The organism is Desulfovibrio desulfuricans DSM 642, assembly GCF_000420465.1.
Classification (GTDB): Bacteria; Desulfobacterota; Desulfovibrionia; order Desulfovibrionales; family Desulfovibrionaceae; genus Desulfovibrio; species Desulfovibrio desulfuricans.
The window spans coordinates 41,272-62,039 of sequence record NZ_ATUZ01000015.1 but is presented as its reverse complement, the minus strand read 5'-3'; the positions used below and the strand labels follow the sequence as shown (position 1 = coordinate 62,039).

At 52.2% G+C, this 20,768-nt stretch carries 15 protein-coding genes; 13 read left to right on the top strand and 2 right to left on the bottom strand.

What is annotated here, in order from left to right:
• The first annotated feature begins 11 nt into the window (after nucleotides 1-11).
• Together dsrB and G449_RS0110110 are read left to right on the top strand one after the other, a co-directional pair.
• On the top strand, nucleotides 12-1,157 hold the full coding sequence (gene dsrB / locus G449_RS0110115) for a dissimilatory-type sulfite reductase subunit beta (RefSeq protein WP_022659194.1): 1,146 nt from the start codon (nucleotides 12-14) through the stop codon (nucleotides 1,155-1,157).
• Between the two features lie 55 nt (nucleotides 1,158-1,212).
• Nucleotides 1,213-1,443 (top strand): dissimilatory sulfite reductase D family protein, encoded by a 231-nt coding sequence (locus tag G449_RS0110110; protein WP_022659193.1) that lies wholly within the window; start codon nucleotides 1,213-1,215, stop codon nucleotides 1,441-1,443.
• Nucleotides 1,444-1,576: 133 nt separating this feature from the next.
• On the opposite strand, the gene G449_RS0110105 is transcribed toward G449_RS0110110, so the two are convergent.
• The gene (locus G449_RS0110105) at nucleotides 1,577-3,232 is read right to left on the bottom strand and encodes a sigma-54-dependent Fis family transcriptional regulator (protein WP_022659192.1); all 1,656 of its coding nucleotides are present in this window, start codon (nucleotides 3,230-3,232) and stop codon (nucleotides 1,577-1,579) included.
• 215 nt (nucleotides 3,233-3,447) lie between these two features.
• Nucleotides 3,448-5,265 (bottom strand): methyl-accepting chemotaxis protein, encoded by a 1,818-nt coding sequence (locus G449_RS16790; protein WP_022659191.1) that lies wholly within the window; start codon nucleotides 5,263-5,265, stop codon nucleotides 3,448-3,450.
• Between the two features lie 1,382 nt (nucleotides 5,266-6,647).
• Here G449_RS16790 and G449_RS0110090 point away from each other — a divergent pair.
• From G449_RS0110090 to G449_RS17825, 11 genes are read left to right on the top strand one after another with little or no spacing between them, the layout of a single operon-like run.
• A complete protein-coding gene (locus tag G449_RS0110090) occupies nucleotides 6,648-7,739 on the top strand; it encodes a DegT/DnrJ/EryC1/StrS family aminotransferase (RefSeq protein ID WP_034605541.1) in 1,092 nt (363 codons plus the stop codon).
• A 3-nt stretch (nucleotides 7,740-7,742) separates the two neighbouring features.
• Entirely contained in the window at nucleotides 7,743-8,927 is a 1,185-nt protein-coding gene (locus G449_RS0110085) for a 3-oxoacyl-ACP synthase III family protein (protein WP_022659188.1), read from the top strand.
• Nucleotides 8,927-9,157 carry a phosphopantetheine-binding protein gene (locus G449_RS0110080; RefSeq protein WP_022659187.1) on the top strand — a complete coding sequence of 77 codons (231 nt, stop codon included), beginning with the start codon at nucleotides 8,927-8,929 and terminating at the stop codon, nucleotides 9,155-9,157. The genes G449_RS0110085 and G449_RS0110080 overlap by 1 nt, the downstream gene beginning before the upstream one ends.
• Nucleotides 9,154-9,909, top strand: coding sequence for an SDR family NAD(P)-dependent oxidoreductase (locus G449_RS0110075; protein ID WP_022659186.1), 756 nt, complete (start codon nucleotides 9,154-9,156; stop codon nucleotides 9,907-9,909). The genes G449_RS0110080 and G449_RS0110075 overlap by 4 nt, the downstream gene beginning before the upstream one ends.
• The gene (locus G449_RS0110070) at nucleotides 9,909-10,538 is read left to right on the top strand and encodes an LbetaH domain-containing protein (protein ID WP_022659185.1); all 630 of its coding nucleotides are present in this window, start codon (nucleotides 9,909-9,911) and stop codon (nucleotides 10,536-10,538) included. The genes G449_RS0110075 and G449_RS0110070 overlap by 1 nt, the downstream gene beginning before the upstream one ends.
• Before the next feature lie 2 nt (nucleotides 10,539-10,540).
• Nucleotides 10,541-11,548, top strand: a complete 1,008-nt coding sequence (locus tag G449_RS0110065; RefSeq protein WP_022659184.1) for a glycosyltransferase family 2 protein — start codon at nucleotides 10,541-10,543, stop codon at nucleotides 11,546-11,548.
• 2 nt (nucleotides 11,549-11,550) lie between these two features.
• Complete coding sequence (locus tag G449_RS0110060; protein ID WP_022659183.1) at nucleotides 11,551-13,746, top strand: glycosyltransferase family 8 protein; 2,196 nt, start codon at nucleotides 11,551-11,553, stop codon at nucleotides 13,744-13,746.
• A 2-nt stretch (nucleotides 13,747-13,748) separates the two neighbouring features.
• A complete protein-coding gene (locus G449_RS0110055) occupies nucleotides 13,749-15,380 on the top strand; it encodes a radical SAM protein (protein ID WP_159060466.1) in 1,632 nt (543 codons plus the stop codon).
• Nucleotides 15,381-17,069 carry a class I SAM-dependent methyltransferase gene (locus G449_RS0110050; protein WP_022659181.1) on the top strand — a complete coding sequence of 563 codons (1,689 nt, stop codon included), beginning with the start codon at nucleotides 15,381-15,383 and terminating at the stop codon, nucleotides 17,067-17,069.
• 7 nt (nucleotides 17,070-17,076) lie between these two features.
• Nucleotides 17,077-18,390: a glycosyltransferase gene (locus tag G449_RS16785; RefSeq protein WP_081640532.1), complete on the top strand. Its 1,314-nt coding sequence runs from the start codon at nucleotides 17,077-17,079 to the stop codon at nucleotides 18,388-18,390.
• Nucleotides 18,390-20,711 (top strand): glycosyltransferase, encoded by a 2,322-nt coding sequence (locus tag G449_RS17825; RefSeq protein ID WP_022659179.1) that lies wholly within the window; start codon nucleotides 18,390-18,392, stop codon nucleotides 20,709-20,711. The genes G449_RS16785 and G449_RS17825 overlap by 1 nt, the downstream gene beginning before the upstream one ends.
• The last annotated feature ends 57 nt before the right edge of the window (nucleotides 20,712-20,768 follow it).

The window sequence follows — 20,768 nt, the reverse complement described above, 5'->3', positions numbered from 1 at the left end:
GGGAGAAGAACATGGCTTTTATTTCTTCCGGGTACAATCCCGCAAAACCGATGGAAGGCCGTATCAGCGATATTGGCCCCCGCAAATATAATGAATTCTTTCCGCCGGTAATTGCCAGAAACTTTGGCAAATGGCTCTACCACGAAATTCTGGAGCCCGGCGTGCTCGTACACGTGGCCGAAAGCGGCGAAACCTGCTACACGGTGCGCATTGGCGGCACCCGTACCATGTCCATCACCCACATCCGTGAGCTGTGCGATATTGCCGACAAGTATTGCGGCGGTCATTTGCGCTGGACAACGCGCAGCAACATCGAATTCATGGTGGAAGACAAGGCCACCATGGTGGCTCTGCGCGACGACCTGAACAGCCGCAAGTTTGACGGCGGCTCGTTCAAGTTCCCCGTGGGCGGCACCGGCGCCGGCATCAGCAACATGGTGCACACTCAGGGCTGGCTGCACTGCCACACCCCCGCGACCGACGCCTCCGGCCCGGTCAAGGCTGTTATGGACGCCCTCTTTGAAGAGTTTAAAGACATGCGCATGCCCGCCCCGGTGCGTATCGCCCTTGCCTGCTGCATCAACATGTGCGGCGCTGTGCACTGCTCGGACATCGGCCTTGTGGGTATTCACCGCAAGCCCCCCATGGTCGACCACGAATGGGCTGACCAGCTCTGCGAAATTCCGCTGGCGGTTTCCGCTTGCCCCACCGCCGCTGTGCGCCCCACCAAGGTGGAACATAACGGCAAAAAGGTGAACTCCATCGCCATCAAGGAAGACCGCTGCATGTACTGCGGCAACTGCTACACGATGTGCCCCGCGCTGCCCATTTCGGATGCCGAGGGCGACGGCGTTGCCATCATGGTCGGCGGCAAGGTTTCCAACCGCATCAGCATGCCCAAGTTCTCCAAGGTCGTTGTGGGCTACATCCCCAACGAACCGCCCCGCTGGCCCACACTGACCAAAACCATCAAGCATATTGTGGATGTGTACGCGGCCAACGCCAACAAGTACGAACGTCTGGGCGACTGGGCTGAACGCATCGGCTGGGAAACCTTCTTCAAGATGACCGGCCTTGAATTCACCCACCACCTTATCGACGACTTCCGTGATCCCGCCTACTACACGTGGCGTCAGAGCACGCAGTTCAAGTTCTAACAGCCTGGGGCACCCCGCTTCCCTCTGCGGGGTGCCAAGGCACAATGAGGTTACCATGACGCCGGATCAACAAAAAATCGTTGATTTCATCAGCGAGAAAAACAAGACCAAATTTTACTTCAAAGATTTTCTGGAAATTTTTCCTGAAAAAGGCCCCAGAGAAGTAAAAAAAATTCTGACTTCAATGGTGCAATGCGAAGTGATGGAATTTTGGTCCTCAGGCAGTACAACCATGTACGGCCTCAAGGGGGCTGGAAAGCAAAGCCAGGCCGAGGGCGAGGGATAGGAAATGCCGTTCCTCCACAATCCCGCACCTCGCTGAGCTGATCTGCACTGCAGGCAGATGACATGAAAGGCGAAGTTTCGGAGCACGCCATTGCCGCCGGAACTTCGCCTTTTTTCATAGGGAACTGCGTAAATTAATCGGCCCCGGAAAAATCCTTTGGCTCGTCAAAGGATATGGATGCCGGGCGGAGCTTATACAGATCAAACCGTTTGAGCCGGGAAATAAGTGTTGTTGGTTTTATCCCCAACAAGGCCGCAGCGCCCCGGTTTCCGTATATGAGCCAGTTTGTCCGTTCCAGCGCGGCTTTCAGATTGGCTTTTTCCATGTGCCGCATCTGCCTTTCCGTCAAAATCTTTTGCGGGCCAGCAGCAGTCTCGCCGCTATTTTTTCCCGCCTGATCTGCTGGCCCGCAAAGGGCAAGATAGGTCAGAGCCTGCTCTGGCCGTCCGGTGATGACCATTCGTTCAACGAAATTCTGTAATTCCCTGATGTTGCCCGGCCAGCTATAGTGCCGCAACCTGAGCATCTGTTCTTCCGTCAGGTCAAAGGCGCAACGGTTATTTTTTTTGCAAAAAATGCCAATAAAATGCCGCACCAACAGGGGGATGTCTTCCTCCCGCTCTTTAAGGCCTGGCATGAGGATGGGGAAGACTTGCAGGCGGTAATAAAGATCGTCCCTGAATGTCTTGTTCTGGATGGCCTGCTTCAGATTTTTATTTGTGGCGGCGATGATCCGCACATCGGTGTGTCGGCTTTTACCTTCGCCGACTCTCCTGAACTCTCCGTCCTGTATGACCCGCAACAGCTTGCCTTGAAGCTCCAGCGGGATCTCGGCAATTTCATCAAGAAAAAGAGTCCCGCCGTCAGCCAGTTGAAAAAATCCCATATGGTCGTTGATCGCGCCAGTGAAAGCCCCTTTGGCATGACCAAAAAATTCGCTTTCAAAAAGGTGCTGCGGGATTGCGGCGCAGTTTATCTTGATAAACGGGCTGTTTCTTCTTTTGCTGTGCTTGTGCAGCTCATGGGCGACAAGTTCTTTGCCCGTGCCGGAATCGCCTTGAATGAGTACGGTTGCTTCCGTATCGCCGACAATCTGAATCTGTTCGCGGAGTTCCTTGATTGCGGCGCTTTCGCCGATTATGCCCGTAAATTTGCGCGCTTCGCAGAGTTCTTCGCGCAGGTGAGCGTTTTCCAGCTCTTTTTTCTGGTTGCTGGCATCGGCTATTTCAAAAAGACGCGCATTGGCAATGGCGTAGGCGATATGATCGGCAACCATGCGCAACAGTTCAAGGGTGCCCGCTTCGAGCATGCCGCGCGAAAAAACCGCTATGACCCCAAGAGTTTCCCCCCGGCAAACAAGGGGCTGCCCGGCAAAACTAACAATGCCCTCCCGCTCGATCCATTGCGGGTCGGCGATCCAGGGTTCCGTGCCGTCAATGCGGGCAACCTCAAGCGGTTTGTTGGTCAGAGCTATGGCCCCTACCTTTCGACTGCCAAGGGGAAAGCGATAAAATCCAGACAGTTCCGTTTCTGTCCACAGCCTGCCATCGGTGCGGGATTTGCCGTAGCTGGCCTTGAGGTGCAGGCATCGGCCCCGGCCCGCGCAGATTGACTTGTCCGCGCATGTGGGACAGGCGGTGTCCGGTTCCACAAGCCATATGCGTACCAGCGCGGAATCGCACGCGGTGCCGAGGCTTTTAACAGCCAGCGAAAGCACGTCTTCCACTGCGCGCTGTTGCGCCAGATCCAGAAGGAGCGTCTTGATGTCTCTGTCGCCAAGAATAATCATAGAGCGGGAGTATATAGCACAGACCTGTACTCCGCAATTCCGCATGCCTGAGGCAAAGTAAAGGCGGGCAATGCGCCGTCCCCAGAAACGCGCTCAATCGTTGTTTGCAAACTGTTGGCGTTCTGGAGGCGAATATGCTTTGCCCGCCCGAGCTTATGACCATGCAAATAAAAAACCAGTGGCAAACGCGGCCTTTCCGCGCTGTTTGCGCACCGCTAATCAAGCTTTGCCGTAATCTGCTTTGCACCATTCCGCAGTTTGGTAATAAGAGACTCAAGAACCTGACTCTGCTGCGAAAGGTCAATCAGTGCCGTTGATATCTCCTGAAGCGCCGCCGAAGTCTCGGACGTATTCTGATCTGCCGCAGAGATGGATTGCGTTATTTCAGCAGAAGCGTGCGTCTGCTCATCCACTGCGCGGGCAATGACCTGAATCTGCCCAGCCATTTCGTTCACATGGAGTGTGATCTGGCTGATGGATTCCCCTGTTCCCTCGGCCATGCCGTTGACCTTTGAAATGGCCTCCACAGCCGCATCAACGCTGTCGACATTGTTTCGCGTTCCCTGCTGCACGGCCTTGATGGCATCGCCCACCTCCGTTACGGCCAGCATGGTTTTTTCTGCAAGTTTGCGAACTTCGTCCGCAACCACGGCAAAGCCCCTGCCTGCATCCCCCGCTCTGGCGGCTTCAATGGCTGCGTTCAGGGCCAGCAGGTTGGTCTGATCTGCAATGTCGTTGATGACATTCATAATTTTGCCAATGTCTTCTGCCTGATGCCCCAGCTCGCTCATTCCGGTCTTCAGGCTGTTTGCCATGGTCTGCACGGACTTGATGGCTTCAACCATGATACGAACTTCGCCAAGCTCCTTATTCGCATTGACTTTTACCAGTTCAGACGAAGATGAAGCTTGCGCCGCATTGGTTGATACCTCATGAACAGAGGTATTCATCTGCTCCATGGCAGCGGCAACAGAATTCATGCTGTTTGAGAGGCTCAAGGCAAAATTGCTGGATTGCTCAACCTGGGCTGAAATTTCCTGAGATGCCGAGGTAACGGAACCGACAACACCATCAAGCATGTTGGCAGCTTCAACCATGCCCGCAGCACGCGATTTAAGAGCATCGTCCCTGGCAGCGGACGCTTCCTGGGCATGCTGCGTTGCTCGGGCTTCAGACTCTTCGGCTTCTGCCGTTTTTTGCTCGGAAAAGAGTATCTTTTCTTTCAGGCGGGACACCATGGCTGTCAGAGAGCGCTCCAGAGCCTGCAATTCCGCCTTAAAGGAGCCCTTGGGCTGCGTATCCAGTTCCCCCTCAGAAACCTGCCGGGCGAATATCTGAAGCCGCAAAAGAGGATTTACAAGACTGTTGCGCATGATAAACCAGACCGCGCATACAATTAAAATCAGTATGACAACTGTTTCTGTTCCAATAGCGACAGCAGCTTTTCTGGTTCTTTCAACGGCAAGATCAAGAGAATAAATAATTTCAAACGCCCCATGGATTTCGCCTTCCTTCCAGCCCTCCTTGATGCCGCCAATGGGGTCAGGCGCACCCTTTGGGTCGCCATGACAGTACATGCACTCTGCGGTCAGAGCTATTGGCTTAAAATAATGGATGGCGTCGGGCTGTCGCACCACAAGCTCAGTGAGGCCCTGCGACTTGATTTTGTCCAGAGCGGATTTTTCCAGCTCGTTGGGCGTGTTTTCTGGATTGCGCGGGGAATATTTGGGCACACGAAACCGGTAACCAAGCTTGCTCGCATTTTGCCGCGCCATTTTTATGGCCGTGATGATCGGCACGGCATCAACAAGTTTATCGCGCGAAATTTCATCAAGCGGCTTGATGACACCATTGAACTTAAGGGCCATTTCCTGGCGTGCCGATTCCGCCATGCTGACAATGCCGCGTGCTGATTGAAGGACAGCCTCTTCTTCAGACTTCCATATGCTCTGCATTGCGTACGCAAAGACCAGGATGGCAAGAAGCGTTGGCCCGAGTATTGATAGAAGCAAAACTTTCAGCTTGATACTCATAAGTCCCCCACAATTGCGAATCACAAAACATTAGGGCATCAAACCTGCATCACTAAAGATGCGCCTCAAAATAATTGAAAAACAGACACAGGATCAAACATATTGCTAGAACCAGCACTTTTACTATCGATCAAGGTAAAAATTTATATAAATACAAACAACAAACTACTCTTGAAGTCAATATAAACTGCACAATATCAAACATATCGGCATAAGCCATGATAACATTAGAAGTTAAATGAATTTTTTTATCATGCAATAACAATATTTTATAACAATAGTTTAACATAATATATCCATATAACAACCACCACATTAAATACATATGTTACATTATAAAGAATAGTTAGCTATCAATCTTCAATTTACCACCAAAAAGATCAATTTTGCACAACCAAAAATTCAATACATGCGGCTAATGCACAGAATATACAGACTACCCACAAAAAGCCTCTGCTATGCGATAACACGCTTAAATGTCGCATAAAACATTTCAACTACCCCAAACAAAAAGCGCCCCAAGATTGCTCTCAGCGCGCCGCAGACAAAGATTGCACGGGCATGCTGCCCGTGAGAAAAATTTTAAAAACAATAATTCTGCTGCTCGTTTTCAATGGAGGCAGATACCCCGCGGGCCTTGTGTGCACCTTGCGCATTGTCCATGGTAACATTGTACAACCCGCCTAAAGAGGTTCAGGCCCGTTCTCTGGCACGACAATTAGTATTGCTTTTCAAAAAACGTGCTACTTTTTTTTAAAAAATTTCCACCTCGGTTGCCAACAGACGCACATCAAATATCTGAATTTTGCAAGGGTGTGGTAAAAAAAGAACAAATCAACATACCGGATTAACGCAATTCTTTTGCCTGTAGGCCAGCAGCCCCCCCGGATCACGGCTAACGATCAGAAATTCATTCCCCTCGAAATAATCACAAAGACATATTTTCAAATGGTGCAGTCACAAGATTGTCTAGATATTGATTTTATGGCATCTTTTTTTTGCTATCAACAATAGACGGATACCATATATCGCCAGCCACCAATAGACGGGATGACAGTTTTGGGACAATTAAAAGGAATTGGATATCACCCTGCATGGCGTGGAGGGATATGGGACATCGGCAGATATGACGACCTTGGTTTGCAAATATGCATCCCGCCAATGATGAATCTCAAAAGCAGCAAGAATACAATAGGGGTGTCCATAGCGAAGAGACTTGGCAGGAAAAAGCATGCTCCATTGAAGTGGCGCGGTGTCTTTCAGGCCTATACCCTTTGCGAAAAGTGGGCGTTCGCTCAATAATGCAAGTCAGACATAATTTATCTTTCCCCGTCTACACAGGGGAAGGCTAGCAGTTTTACCCGCAAAATATCGGGGTTCATATGAACACTCCTTGTTACGTCACGCGTCCACTGATGCCAACAGAGCAAGAATATGCTGCCTATGTTTCGCGAATCTTTGCTTCCCAGCATTTGACAAATCATGGCCCCCTTTCACAAGAATTGGAGATTCGGCTCGCCCAGTTTCTGGAAACGCCACGAGTCAATGTATGCGCAAACGGCACCATAGCCTTGCAGCTGGGCCTGCATGTACTTGGCATGGCGGGCAAAACAGTCATCACGACACCCTTTACCTATGTTGCAACGCTTTCAGCATTGCTATGGGAAGGTTGCACCGTCGTATTTGCCGACATTGACGAGGAAACATGTTGCATTGATCCAAAAAGTATTGCTGAAAGGCTTACTCCAGAGACTGCTGGCATTCTTCCAGTACACATTTACGGCAATATCTGCGATGTAGATTCACTTGATGCACTGGCTAAAAATCACGACCTGCGCATCCTGTATGATGCAGCGCATTCGTTTGGCGCTTCTTACAACAACCGCAGCTTATTAAGCTATGGGGACGCCGCTGCATGCAGCTTTCACGCAACCAAGGTGTTCAATACTGTAGAAGGCGGTTGCCTTGTCACCCAAACAGATGAAGCACGCAATGCCTTTCTGCTGATGCGCGCCTATGGGCATCAGGGGAATCAGCACTTCCGGCTTGGTATAAACGCCAAACTTTCCGAGCTGCATGCCGCAATGGGCTTGTGCATTCTTGATAAAGTGCGTGAAAATATTGCAGAACGCAGCATTGTTAGTGCAATGTATGATGCCCTTCTGCCAGACAAGGGGTTGCGACGACCGGCCCTGCGCCAGGGCCTGATTTGGAATCATGCATATTACCCCGTAATTCTTGATGATGAAAAAATTTTGGAACGAATTGTGCATACCCTTGCCAAGGATAATATTTTCCCCAGGCGGTACTTTTATCCGTCATTGAACACGCTGCCCTACATCAAAAATGCATTGCCGTGTCCTGTGGCAGAAAGCGTAGCGCGCAGGGTTCTTTGCCTCCCTCTCTATGCGGGGCTGGAGGAAGAAATTGTAGAGCGCATCGCGCACTGCATCAACCATTGCCTGGAAGGTTAGATTATGGCGCAATCACAATTTTTTCATGCAAAAATTTCCGGCATACATACCGTAGTTCCCAAAGACGAAATCCGCCTTGAAGATGAACTGCAATATTTTAATGGCGATATTAAAAAAGCCAACCGGATGACCAAAATAGTGGGCATGGATTGCCGTCGAGTGTCTCAACCTGGTATTACGCCTTCCGATTTGAGCCGTCAGGCGGCTGAAATCCTTTTCAGCAATATGAAAATCGAGCGTACGTCAATTGATGCCATCATATTTTTGACTCAACGGCCCGACCACATACTGCCCGCGACAGCCTGCATTCTTCAAAAAAAGCTGGGCCTTTCGCAACACTGTGCAGCTTTTGACGTAAATCAGGGCTGTTCCGGCTACGTTTACGGTCTTTGGCTTGCTTTCTCTCTGGTAGAAAGCCGAGCAGCCTCACGGGTGCTCTTGCTGGTGGGCGACGGCATGTGCCAGACGCTTGACAGAGACAACCGGGTAGTCACACCGGTTTTCGGCGATGCAGGCAGCGCCACCATTGTGGAGTATTCAGAGATCGAGAGGCGGTCGTGGTTCTCTCTGGGTTCTGATGGCGGCGGCGCAGAATCCCTGATGATTCCCGCTGGCGGCTACAGGTTGCCCCTGCCCAAAAATGTTGAAGACTATGCCGCATACTGCGAGTATCTGCACGACCCCAACGGCACGCCCTGGCGACTGACAAACATTTTTATGGATGGCGGCGCCATCTTTGACTTTACGGTCAACACGGTTCCGCCGCATATCATTGAAACACTCGCCTGGGCAGGCATGAACGCGGAAGACATCGACTGGTTTGTACCCCATCAGGCTAACAAGCAGATCATGTCCATGATTGCGGAAGCTGCTGGTTTTTCACAGCAAAAGACAATAATGGGGGCTTTCAGCAAATTCGGCAACACTGCCGCAGCCTCCATACCAACAGCGTTGTGCGATGCGTGGCAGGAGATTGAGTTCAGTAAAAAACAGCGCCTGATGCTGTGCGGATTCGGCGTAGGGCTTGCCTGGGCATCCGCCATTATGGATACAGACAACATTGTCTGTACGGGTGTTTCTGATTTTGATCCCCCAGCAGATACCATGACGCAGCAAGAATACCTGGCCTACTGGCAAAACAAAATTACAGGAAAAAAAACGCCCCCCCCTCCCAAGGAGGAATTATAATGCTCGAGCAAAAAAAATTCTTTGCAACTCTGCAAGATATTTTGCAGACGGACACCCCGATTACTCCCGACACAAAGCTCACAGGAATGGAGGAATGGGATTCTTTGTCGATCATGTCGTGCATTGCCCTGTTTGACAAAGAACTTGGGGTAAAAACCCGGTTTTCGCAATATAAAGACGTGAACACCGTTGCAGACCTCATGAGCCTTGGGGAAGGCAAGATCGAATGACCATGCTGACGCCGGAAAATCGCGTTCTTGTCACAGGTGCCAGCTCTGGCATTGGCATGGCTGTAGCCCTTCTGTGCAACCAGATGGGAGCTACCGTCATTGCCAGCGGACGCGACATGCCCCGGCTCCAGAACCTGAAAAACGCATGCGCGCATCAAGAATCCTTGCACATTGAGCCACGCAACCTGCAAGAGGATATGGACTCACTGCCGCAATGGGTTGCCGGTTTGCGTCAAAAATACGGCAAACTGACCAGTCTTGTTTGTTGCGCGGGCTATGCCGCGGTTATGCCCCTGCGCGCGTACGACAGAAACGCTGCTGCAAGCCTTTATGATATACACGTCCATGCGCCCCTGCTGCTGGCAAGGGGCTTTGCCGACAAGCGCAATAACATGGGCCAGGGTTCTTCAATTATTTTTCTGTCTTCAGCCGCCGCCCTTGCCAAAGAAGCCGGGCTTGCGGCATATGGCGGCGCCAAGGCGGCCATACAGGCGGCAACCATAAGCCTGAGCAGAGAGCTGGCCCCTCAGGGCATACGGATCAACGCAGTTGCTCCAGCCATGGTCCGCACACCCATGAGCGAACAATATTTCGCAATGCTCAGCCCTGATGCACGCGATCAGGCGCTGGCAGCCTATCCTTTGGGCATTGGCACCCCCGAAGACGTGGCCCAGACTATAGTATTTTTGCTGAGTGACTCCGGTAAATGGATAACAGGCCAAACTGTAGTTATGGACGGCGGACGCTACTGATGGATAAAAATCTTGTAATCATCGGCAATTCTTCGGCAGCAAGAGAATGCTACTGGATGGCGCAGGAAATCTGGGGCGACAAACTGCGCTTCAAGGGTTTTTTGTCCTTTGAAGGCTATCCGCAAAAACTGCGCAACCTTGCAGAAATGGAAATAGGCGTGGACGATGCCTTTGTTCCCGAGCAGGATGATGTATTTGTCATCGGCATCGCTTCACCGGAGCTGCGCCTCAAGGCCTACGCAAAGTGGAAGGCGCGTGGCGCGACCTTTTGCAATCTCGTGCATCCGTCATCCTACGTGGGCGAAAGCGCCCATGTGGGTGAAGCAATGATTGTCACTGCCAACTGCCATTTTTCGTGCGACGCAATCATTGGCAATGCCAATTATTTCAATGGTGCGGTTGTTGTCGGGCATGACGCTGTCATTGGCGATGGCAACTTTTTTGGACCCTACGCCCTGATTTTGGGCGATACGCATATTGGCGATGGAAACGCCTTTGGGGTGCGCTCCGTTGTGCTGCCAGGGGCCAACATCGGCAACAGCAATATTATCGCGCCAGGCGCGTACATTTATAAAGGTTGCCGCGATGGTTGGCGCATGGCGGGCAACCCGGCAATGAGGATAGACTGACCATGCCGGAACTCTCGCTCATCGTACCGCACCACAATCATCTGCAATGCCTGCCCCATCTTCTGGACAGTGTCCTGGCTCAGGACTTCAAGGATATTGAGGTACTGCTGGTCGATGACTGCTCGGATGAGCCGTGCCTGCCAGTGGTCGAAGCCTACAGGGCTAAAGGGCTCGATATAACCCTTCTGCCGCATACTGCCCCCATTTACACTATGCGGGCCAGATTGGAGGGCATGCGAGCCGCCAAAGGGAACATCATTGGTTTTGCCGATGCCGACGACCTCATATGGGGCACTGAATCACTGGGCAAAAACGTGGCTCTTTTTCAACGCGAGCAGCCGGATATTCTGCACTTTCGCACTGCCCGCATCAATGCCGATGGCAGTTTTGCCGCATGGTTTCTTACCATGGATCCGCCCGTAGAGCATCTGACAGGGCAGGGCATCTTCCAGACCTACGTTACCTCACCCAATTTCCAGCAGCAGTCCACGGTCTGGAACAAATTTCTCTCCCGCAGCGTTGCATTAAAGGCGTGCGATGCGTTGGAGCGCAGCAGTGTGCGGCGCTTTGTGGAAGACGCCTGCATCTGCCTGACCACAGCCTTTCATGCCCAAAAATATGTTGGCAGCCCGCACGCGGCCTACGGCTATGCCTACGACTTTTCCAACGAAAGGATGAAATTCGCTGAAGGGCCGGAACGCGCCACTTACGTATGGCATATGTTGCAGGAATTGCCCGCCTACTTTGAGCAGCACGGATGCCCGCAATCCCTGCAGGATGCGCTACGCAACGTGCTGACGGAACATCTGAGCGTAAAGGTGGGGCACGCAAGCACGGCGGCGGTTAACAAGGACGGAATGATCATTTCAGACGCGACCCTTGACGCCATGCTGCGGCATACGGATGCCCGCACGTTCATAAAGGTGCTTTTGCTCGGCAACCGTCACAATGCCGCAAAAATACTCGGCTGCCTGCAAACCCTGCAACCCAAGCCCAACAAGCCGTTTTGATCATGAACGCAAAGCAACAATCAGCCGCGCACTGGCGCGAAGTGGTTTTTCTGGGCGACTTTTTTCGGCTGCCGCCAGTCAGATCCCTTTCGCCAATAAAAGCAGAAATGCACTGGCACTATTTTGCCGAAAGCTTTTTCCATCTTTGCCGTCTCCCAGCCGCTCAGGGCACGAAGCTTTCCGTACGGCTGGTACAGCACAACGATCAGGCCCGGCAGGATGTGCGCCGTTTCTATGCCCGCAACGCCAACAGCTCCAAGGCTCCCGAGCAGAACGACTGGCTTTGCCTGTGCCGCCAGGGTGTGACTGAAGAGGCCTGCACCTTTGCCAGACAGCATATCCTTACCAACGCCCAGCATTGCGAGAATGTGCTTGTGGTTGGCTACAGCCTTTCCACATTCACAACCAGCGTGCTCACCGCCTGCGGTATCGACTGGATCAATGCCCATATCCATCCTGCGAGTTTCATGCCGGATCTTGTTTTTGCTTTTTCCACCAACGTGCCGGGAATCGCTCAAACTCTGGGCCTCAACTGCCTGGAGGATGAAGAGATACAACGCTGCGCAGACTGGCAGAAAGCGCGCTACGCCCCCAATGCTTTTTTAAACTATATTCCTGAAAACGCCCTGCTTGTGCTGGCTCAGGACTGGATGGATCCCCTGCCTCTGGCCCCGGACAATCAACGCGACAGCTTCAGCGCGCACGCGCAAACACTACGGGATCTGGCGGAACAACACCCTGTTGTTCTGACATATGTGAACCGCAACGGGCCGTACACGCCCGGGCCGGGACTTTCCGGGCAGGACGAAGCGCTTCTGCGCCAAGACCTGAACGCAGTAATGCTGCCAGCACCCCATATTTTTTTAAAAAATACCGTCATGATGCTGTCGCACCCGTCCATCAGCACGGTGGTGGGTCTGAACAGCAAAAGGCTTGATGAGGCCCGCTGGTTTGGAAAAAGCGTTGTTCAGCTTACGCCTTCGCCTGTTTCGTTCGGTCCCGAGACCTTGACCACAACCGGGGCGCAGCACGCTTTGACTCCTGCACGCTCATGCTTCACCGCTGATTTCTGGGCATCGCTTGTGCTGGGCAAGGCGGCGCATCAGGCTGACTCTAGAGCACAGGGTGATACCCCGCCCCTGCCCAACGTGCGTCTTATTTTCCGTGGCGGCGGCAGTGACTTTGACGACAGCGACAGCAGCAGCGTTGCCGCTGGCCTGGCGCAAGCGCGCAGCGAGGCCGCTCTGGCCCGCCAGGATCTTTTGTTGCACGGCCTCCGCCACATTTTTGAACAAGTAGAGCCAGCTGGCCCCCTGCCGATTACCGCAAGCAGGCAAAAAGACTACGCCCTGTTTTGCGCGGGCGATGAAAATTATCTTTTCCCCGCCATTGTGGCGCTGGAATCAACGCGCCGTCGAACAGCACAAGCCGATGCATTTTTTGTTACCGATGCCCACCGTCTGTCAGACGCAGGAAAGGCACTGCTGCGCAAATATGATATTGAAGTGTTGCATAGCGGCGATGGAAACAGCTTTGACATCAAGCACATGCACACAACGCCCGAAGCCTATGTGCAGCTTTTTGCGCCAGAGATGCTCTACGAGCGGGGCTATACTTTCAGCCTGGGTTTGCACGCCGACATTGTTTGCGTGCAGCCCTTCCGCCCGGATGAAATTTTTGCCCGCACGCCCTATGTTGCCATTAGCGGGGCCAACCCTGCTGCCAGATCTTTTTCCATTACCGACAATCATACAGGCATTGAAAAGGAATTAGGGCTTCCCCCCCTAAGCTGGCTTGCCCCCCTAAACAATCCTGGCGTGGTTTTTGCTAACAATGCTGCACTGGCAAAAATACAGTTTTCACGGCAAAGCACCCAGGCATATGCAAAGATAGGCCCGGAATTCCTCTTCTATAATGAAGAAACTCTGTTGAATTTCTTTTGCATGCTGGATGAAAATTTCTGTATGCCGCTTGATGACAGGTTTAACATGTTTAATGGATCTGTGCTGTCTGGTAATGTGCCGTTTTTTCTGCACTACCTTAACTGCAACAAACCATGGCGTTTCGCCCCCGACGCAGTACACCGCAGCGACTGGATGACACCTCTCGGCCCACTATTTTCAATCTGGCATCGTGAGGCGAAATCCGTCCTTGACGAACGCGACTACAACACATTTATTGCTACATCCGGAGTATAATTGTGGACTATATCTACAAGCGCTGGAGCGCACTTATCGACATTACGACTGTTTGCCCCCACTCATGCGTATACTGCACAAGATATGAGCGCCATCTGCGACCGGATCAACGGCGTCACATGCCTTTGGAGCAAATTGAGGCCGCTATTCTTGCCTATAAGGACTGGCCTACAGAGGTCAGCATCATCGGTGGCGAACCCCTGCTCCACCCGCAGTTTGACGAAATCAACGCTCTGCTGCGCAAACATCTGCCGCAGGAAAAGCTGAACATCTTCACGTCTGGCCTGCCCAGCACGCCCAAGACCGTCAGCACAACGCCGTTGGATCCCAATTCGCTGTACAATTGGAAGCCGGAATATCCGTGGACGCAGTGGCCGGAAACCAATTCGGACATGACGCGCACCTACCGCACCATCCGCTTTAACCCCCATAATGAAGAGCAGATGACCTCGTGCAGTCATCATCCGTTGACCATTGCAGTAGAAGAGGCCGTGCCCGACAAGAGCCTGATGTGGAAGCTCATCAACAACTGCTGGCTGCAACGCTGCTGGAGCCCCACCGTCAACATTCACGGGGCCTATTTTTGCGAAGTGGGCGCAGCTCTGGACATGCTGCTGTTTGACGGCGCCAACGCATGGCCCGTTGAGGCCGGATGGTGGAAGCGCAAGCCGCATGAGTTTCAGGAACAGGTCAGCCAGCTTTGCCCGCGTTGCGGCATGTGCCTGCCCGGTGAGCGTCAATTACTTGGCCACAGGGGCGAACTTTTCAGCCCAGGTCTGCTGGGCGACTTTCGCAAGCGCAAGCTGATTCGCCTCAACGATCAGGTGAGTATTGTGGATCAACAGTACGATGTGGACACCATTGAGCGCTATGCAAAGACCTGGTACCCCGGCAACTACCGCGAAGACATTGTTGAAGACGAGGACCTCCCATCGTTTTTCAAAGGTTTTAACGTACCTCTGCGCCTCAAGGACAACGATGAAAGCCTGTTTTGCGTGGATACGGACGCAGAATACGCCGAAGCCCTCAAAAGGGTTGTTAGCCTGCCCATAGTTGAAGGGCTGCACCTCGCCCCAAAACGCAGATACTTTCTGTATCAGGGGCTGCCCTTTGATGCCCTGTACGACCAATATCCATTCGTGCTGCCTGAACACAGGCACGAGCGGCATCTCTACTATCGCGGCCTGATGCTCTATCTGCGTTGCCTGCTTGACGACGAGGCTTTTGCGCAGCTTCCCGGCGAGGATTGTTCCTTTGAAGAGCTGGCCGCCCTGCCCGACAAAATACATACCCTGTTCAACACAGTTCTGTTGGGCGAGGTGGAAAAACGCGCCAAGGCCCTCGCTGGTCGAGAAGTTTATTTCTGGGGTTGCGGTGCTGCATGGCGTCAATACCGCCAGTTTTTCAGCAATGTGAACGCCCGTTGCTTTCTGGTGGACGTGGGCAGCGCTCCTGCTACGGTGGACGGGCTGGAAATACGCAACCCCGAGCACATGGCGGAAGAGTTTGCCAAGGACGGCAATCTGCCCATTGTAGTTTTTGCCCGCAGGCTGCACATGCCCGGCATTGAGCAGGCATTGATACGCTACGGCCTGAAACAGCGTGAAATCACTTGGGCCCCCCTGGAGGCATAGATGAACAAGAACACAATTTCCCCTCTTTGTATCTGCGCCCCACTGGTTTCAGGCAAGGGGCTGCTGGCCTCGCTGCTGAATGGGCATCCTGACGTACTCAGTTTTTCCTTTTGGCACGATTTTATGGCCTCGGCCCTGTGCTACCTGTCAGCCTGGAGGCCGCCCCTGCTTTACCATTTTAACGAAAAAACAGAGCGGCTGTGGGACGTCCGCGCGGCTCTGTCTTGCGCAGGGCGATGGAACAACCTGGAGGGATTTGCCCGCCAAGGGTATATTCCGTTTACCGTTTCGGGCGACAATATCGTCAAGCTGCCTTTCAACCTTGATTTTTATGCGCTCGACAAAACCCTTATGGACAGGCTCAGCACTCTTGAACGGCTGGATGCCCAATCTGTCTTCAGCGAAATGTATTCTGTGCTAGGGCAACACCTGATGCCTGATGCCCCTCAGCCCCGATGGGGCGTGAGCATGCCCCAGGTCGACTTTTTCCGCTTTGAAATTATCCTGCAAACGTATCCGCAGGCCAGGATCATCTATATAATGCGTGATATGCAGGAAGTATTGTACGCCTACTGCAAAAGAGAGGCGTTCACACGGGGGATTTCGACCGAGGAGGCGCTGGAGGAGCTGACAACGCTTAAGTCTGACTTTCTCAGGCGAATGATCAAAGCCAAGGACGTTGCCGCCCGCTTTGCTCAGGAGCAACCCGACCAATTCATGATTATCGACTTTACGGAGCTTGTTTGCGACACGGCAACCGTGATGACGCGTCTTACCTCATGGCTTGGCATTGAAGACCTCCCCTGCCTGCACAAGGGCACCTGGAACGGCGTGGAGATCGACAAAAGACTGACTGGGCGTGTTCTGGACAAACAGGAGGACATCCCGGCGAGTTTTGCCAGCCTGACCAGCCAGGACGTTGCAGATATCAAGGCAAAAATAGAGCTGGCAAACAATCCGTCTGAAAGCGCCCTTGTGTTGCAGGCCGCGCGTTTTGAAAAAATAGGCTGGGATTATAAAAAAGCCATTGAAAGAACCAATACAACCCTGCCGCTTCTGGGCATGGCTGGCCCTTTCCATGAAGACATGTGCGAAAACGCCTCCCAGCACTGGCTGGCGCTGGCGGCAATTGCACCGGAAAAAGTCAGGCGGATTCTGGAAATAGGCACTTTTTCCGGTGATACCGCAGCTTTTCTCTCTGCTCTGTATCCCCATGCGCAGATAGTAACTTGCGACCTGCCTGATGATTCACAGCGGTATATCTCAAGCTATGGCCGGCAAAATCCCGACAAAAAACGTACCCTCGAAGCACAGCGCGCAAAGAATCTTAAGGCCGACAACATTACGTTTATTCAGAAAAACAGTTTTCTGCTCCCCCAATACATTTCCGGCCCGTTTGACATTATCTGGATGGACGGCGGACATACCTACCCGGATGTAGCATTTGACCTGTGCAATTCCTGGCACCTTCTGGCTGACGATGGAATACTGCTTTGCGACGACGTTTTTATTCCACAACCGCCAGACTCTTCAAAAAATTATGATAGCTATAATGTGTTTTCCCCTCTGATTCGAGACAACATCATTGACGTAAACTACATCTTAAAACGGCTTTGCATTGCGCCTTCGCCAGAGCTGGAAGGTAAAATGATCGCTGCCGTGAGAAAAATACAACAGCCGTCAATCTGAGCCGACCATGGAAACGGGACTATCGGCTCCGCCTTCTGCCGCGTTGGCAGGGCAGCGTTCTCTGCGAATATGCATATTGTTTGATATGCACTACTGGCTTTATGGCGGGGGGCCCAAGTTCACATGGGAACTGGCACATGCCATGATTACGCGGGGTCATGCGGTCAGCATTTACAGTTCTGCCACATCAAAAAAAGAGCCTCCGTACAAATTTGACGCTCGTATACGGATGTTCAGGGTCAGCCTGGCAGACAAGCACGAAAATATTGCCTTGCTGAGAAAAAAAATCTCACAAGAAAATTATGATGTTGCCATCGCCATGCAGGGTGGAGCAATGCAACTCTATTGGGCTGTTGTCCTCATGGGAACAGGCATTCCACTGGTATACTCCGAGCACAGCTTTCCGGCCAGGGTGGAACAGCTCTGGAGTCGCCCAGGAAGGCTGGCAGCCATGAGTGGAGCTGACGCCATACATCTGCTTCTGCCAGAGTTCATCAATTCTCTGCCCGCGTGGCTGCATGACCGAGTGACATGTATTCCCAATTCTGCGCCAAACGTAGTTGCCCCTACGGCAAAACACCAAACGAAACCATTCACCCTTGTAAGCCTTGGGCGCTTTGCTACGGTCAAGCAGATACCAATGCTGGTTGAAGCTTTTGGCCTGCTGCACGACCGTTTTCCCGACTGGATACTGGATATATGGGGTTATGGCGAAGAGGAAAATACCATCCTTAAAGCCATCGCCCAAAGTCCGGCAAAGTCGGCAATCCGCATGCGCGGCATCGCCGACCTGGGGCTGGAAATATTCGCTCAGGCGCAGCTTTTCTGCATTCCCTCGCGCTGCGAAGGTTTTGGACTGACCGTTCTTGAAGCCATGTCGCAAGGGACGCCTGCCATTGGCTTTGCCGGGTGCGCAGGTGTGAACCACACAATCACGGATGGGGAAAACGGCCTCCTGGCACCGGAAATGACCCCGCAAAGCCTTGCCGACACGCTGGCCAAAGCCATGGACAGCGCAGCATTACGCAACACGCTTGCTCTGGGGGCCTTAAAGACCGCGCGAGAATATGCCTCAGGGCCGATTTTCGACCAGTGGGAAGCATTACTGCTCAGCACTGCATCCAGCAAGGGGCATACACGCATGGACGCCTTTAGCGAAGAACCCTTTGCATCCATGGCGCGGCTTTCTGCGGCAGCCCGGAGGGAATGGCTATTCCGCGATTTCGGTAGGCCATGGCCCGGCACTCTGCGCTGGTATGCAGAGGCCGCGCGAACAGCTGCCTCAAAATTATGGAAAAGCTTTCAAAGGAGATTTGAATAATGACCCCCCGCGCCAACATCCAGCCCGTTTGCTGCGATGACCTTCCCGTGTATGCCTCCCCCACAGATCAGGAACTGCGTCTGGTGGAAGAAAGCGGGCTATTTGACGAGGCCTGGTACAGGCGCTGTTATCTTTTGGGACGGGCCGCCACCCTTCCGCCCCTGGTGCATTTTTTGCGCTACGGCCCCAGAAAAGGTTATCGCCCTAACGAATTTTTTGATCCACTCCTGTATCTGAGCGCCTTTCCGGACGCTTTGGCCTCTGGGTGCAATCCCCTGCTCCACTTTCTGCAGCATCTGGATAAAGATTTTTATGCCAGCAGCAGCGACCAGAGGGCACAGCTCCCGCAGTACACCAAACCGCCCCTTGCGGTTCTTATGAGTGTATTCAACGGAGAGGCGCACCTCAAAGAAGCCGTGGAAAGCATTTTGGGCCAAACATTTTCCAACTTCATTTTCCTGATCATCGACAACGCTTCAGAGGATGCTACGGCAGCTATTCTAGCCGAGTACGCGCGCAATGATTCGCGCATCCGGGTTGTGACAAACGAGAGCAATCTCGGACAAACAGGCGCCCTGAACAAGGGGCTTGCTCTAGTGGATACGCCCTATGTCGCCCGGATAGACGCAGACGACATAGCCCTGCCCGACCGGTTTTACCGTCAACTTGTTTTTATGGAGGGCCATCCGGAGGTGGTGGCCCTTGGTGGCAGCATCCTTGGCATTAACAAGGACGGAACCCCGAATGGCTGGTCATGGCGCCCCCCCTGCACCCCGGAGATGATCGACCTCGATATTAACACATGGCAGGGACGCGCCGTTCCTCACCCAGCCGCCATGTTTCGGACTGAAGCGCTGCAAAAAGTGAAGGGATACTGCCCGGCGCTGAACTATGTGCAGGATTTCGACTTGTGGCATCGGCTGCGTGAAAACGGCTGCGCCATCGCCAGCATAGCGGGGGAACCCTTGCTGCTCTATCGGCAGTATGAGCGCGCCAATTCAGACAGAAACGCCACAAAGGCACTGGAACATGTACTGGCGCTCATAGCCTGCGACAAACGGAATAATGGTGAACCAGATCCCTTGGAACACATAACAAAACCCACCATAGAACTGGCGCAAAGCTTGCTTGCCCCAGGCACATCCGGCGCTTTTGCATGGCTTGCCTTGCTGCCGGAGATACAGAGCGAAGACAAGAAAGAACTCATAATCCCCGCTCTACGCAACGCCCTGCCCTATCCGGAAGCCATGCCTGCGGGCTTTCCGCTGGATGCCGTTCTGCGCTGGTATGCGGAAGAATACCCGCACCAGGCCTGTCAGGCCTTGAGCCAGGCCGCCCCTGACATAAAAGAAAAAATGCAAAAAATGCTCACCAAGGCAGAGCTGCACTCCCTAGCAAGCTGCGCACTGCGGCACACGTTTGTTCCCCTGCCGGTTCCCCAGTGTATCCCTGTTCAGAATAGCAATATATGCAATGCAAACTGCGTTTTTTGCCAATACAGCCTGAATATTGATAAAAAACGCATAATGTCTTTTGAACTTTTTAAGAAAATTGCTGACGACTTTTATAAAGAAAGAAAGGATGGGATCATCCATTTTATAGGAACAGGGGAAGTTTTTACCGATAGAAACATTGTTGAAAAAATAGCGTATACAAAAAGTCTTGGCCTCAAGGCATATATAACAACAAATGGAACGCTCTTTCACAAATGGAACCTTGTGGAAAGGACACTGAGTCTTCATCCGGAACGCATATATATCTCAACGCCTGGATTTTCTGCTGATGCTTATGCCACATTGTTTGGCGTTAACAATTACGATGAATTCTTTCCTGCGCTTATCAACTTTTTTCAGTATAAAGAAAAAAATTGTCCACAGACGCATATCGGCTTTGGCTTCCGTTCCAACCGCACATATGAGGATGTCGTTAACGATGATGACTACAAAAAATATGTAAAATATTTTGTTGATAACAAAATCATCTTCAACGAGCTGAACCGGTTTGAGTTTGACAGCTGGTCTGGACAAATTTTTTCCAAGGCCGGTTCTAAAATAAAGATTGTCGACCACAGCAATACTCAAAGCCTGTGCAAAAAACTGTATGCGCCACAATTAAGCGTCCTTGCCGATGGAAGCTTGAAGTTATGCGGATGCATATATATTAAAACAGAATATGACAGCATGGTGATAGGCAATCTTGCATCACAAACAATCTCGGAATGCCTTAGCCAGGAATCTATTCATACAATGTTTAAAAATTATTTGATAGATAAAGAGATACCCGAGATATGCCGTCAATGCACGCGAGGCCATGACCGATGATGTGTTTGCACATTATTCCAGACTTACATTACGACGCATCATTTATATAAACAGAAA